Genomic DNA, 1,433 nt, shown 5'->3' with positions numbered 1-1,433 from the left:
CCGGTGCAGAAACGGCAATCGAAGGGGCGCGCAAAGAAGGGTCGGCCGCGCCCTACCTGCAGTCCCCGCACGGCTTTGTGGAAAACAAAGAAGCCGAAAGCGCGGCGGACGGCGTGGCGATGGCGGACCTGCAGGCTGTTTTGGGCTACAAATTCGTACCGAGCAGCAACCCCTACGAATATCAGGGGCGGCTGTTGGTATTTGCCAAAACCAAGCAGGACGAACGGCGCATGGTGTCGGAAATCGGGCTGTCGTGGCTGCCGATTTTAAGCGGCAAGTCCACGGTGGAGAGAATCCTGGCCGGGCAGAGTGGCGTGTCGGCGTGGCAGCCGGAGAAGCAGGGTTTTTACTTTGCCGACGGCACGGCGGACGAAACGCCGAGCCTGAATACCGACCTGCTGGCACACGGCTACGGCGTGCGGCGGGTATACCGCTACCCCGTTAAAAAAGGCGGACGCGTGGCAGGCTATCTGGCCGTGTATGCGGAAAAGGAATTGGACGCGGCAACGCGCGCGCAGTTGGAAACCGCCGCCGCGAGATTGGGAGCGTATCTATGAGGGGCTTACTGACCGGATTCGGCGGCGAGGCCGCCAGCCTGTCCAAAGTCGTGATGCTCAGCGGGCATCTGGTGTGCAGCGCGGTGATCGGCTGGCAGGCATATAAAGGCAGCCTGCACTTCGATTTCTACCTGGCCTACATCTGCGCCAGCTACGGCGCGAACAGCACCAACAAGGCCATCAGCATCCTCGGCCGGCGTCCGGCGGCCCCTCGGGACGAACAAGGAGAGGCATCATGAAGCCGAGACTGCCCAAACACTGCACCGCCGCCATCGTGATTTGCGGTGCGCTGGCCGGCTTTACCGCCTATTCGTGGTACGGCTTTGCCGAAGCGCTGGCGGGCAAGAATGCCGAACTGGCGGCCTTGGCGGCCGAGCGGGACGAACTGCTGGAGATCATGGTGGCGCAGGACGGCCTGATACAGAGCCAAACTGCCGCACTGCAAAGCGCCAAGCTGGACAATGCCGGCAGCCGGGCGGAACTCCGTGCCCAAGCGCAAAAACTGGCACAGATGCGCGCCGAGCTGGCCGCCAAACATCCGGCCGCCGCCTTCAGGCCACCTGAAAAAGTCGGACGCGAGACCGCTAACAACCTGAGAAGGATAAACAGACTATGGCAAAAATAATCCTGACCGCCGCACTGCTGGGCCTGGCGGCCTGCACCGGCCCCGCCCACTACCCGACCGTCTGCAGCAAACCGAAACCCAGAACCGACGCCCCCCGGCTGCCGGCGGCGCAAATCAGGGCCGGTACCGGCCAAGACAAGGCCGTGGAACTGCTGACCCAATCCCTGCACACCGCCGCCGTGTACACCAAAAGGCTGGAAGAGTTTGCCGACAGCTGCCGCGCCAATCCCGCCTTCAAGGCACGCCGCTAG

Annotated in this window: 4 protein-coding genes; all 4 read left to right on the top strand. The window is 63.3% G+C overall.

The features are described from left to right. On the top strand, positions 1 to 557 hold a 557-nt coding region (locus A7P96_RS10940), incomplete at its 5' end, for a hypothetical protein (protein ID WP_197476442.1). Then, on the top strand, positions 554 to 796 hold the full coding sequence (locus tag A7P96_RS04495) for a hypothetical protein (protein WP_067525086.1): 243 nt from the start codon (positions 554 to 556) through the stop codon (positions 794 to 796). The genes A7P96_RS10940 and A7P96_RS04495, both read left to right, overlap by 4 nt. After that, on the top strand, positions 793 to 1,182 hold the full coding sequence (locus tag A7P96_RS04490) for a hypothetical protein (RefSeq protein WP_067445020.1): 390 nt from the start codon (positions 793 to 795) through the stop codon (positions 1,180 to 1,182). Before A7P96_RS04495 ends, A7P96_RS04490 begins: the two co-directional genes overlap by 4 nt. Next, positions 1,170 to 1,433 carry a hypothetical protein gene (locus A7P96_RS04485; RefSeq protein WP_067525084.1) on the top strand — a complete coding sequence of 88 codons (264 nt, stop codon included), beginning with the start codon at positions 1,170 to 1,172 and terminating at the stop codon, positions 1,431 to 1,433. The genes A7P96_RS04490 and A7P96_RS04485 overlap by 13 nt, the downstream gene beginning before the upstream one ends.

The sequence above is a fragment of the Eikenella sp. NML03-A-027 genome (assembly GCF_001648395.1).
GTDB lineage: Bacteria > Pseudomonadota > Gammaproteobacteria > Burkholderiales > Neisseriaceae > Eikenella > Eikenella exigua.
The sequence above is the reverse complement of the archived record's forward strand: the minus strand, read 5'-3'. Positions and strand labels throughout refer to the sequence as shown.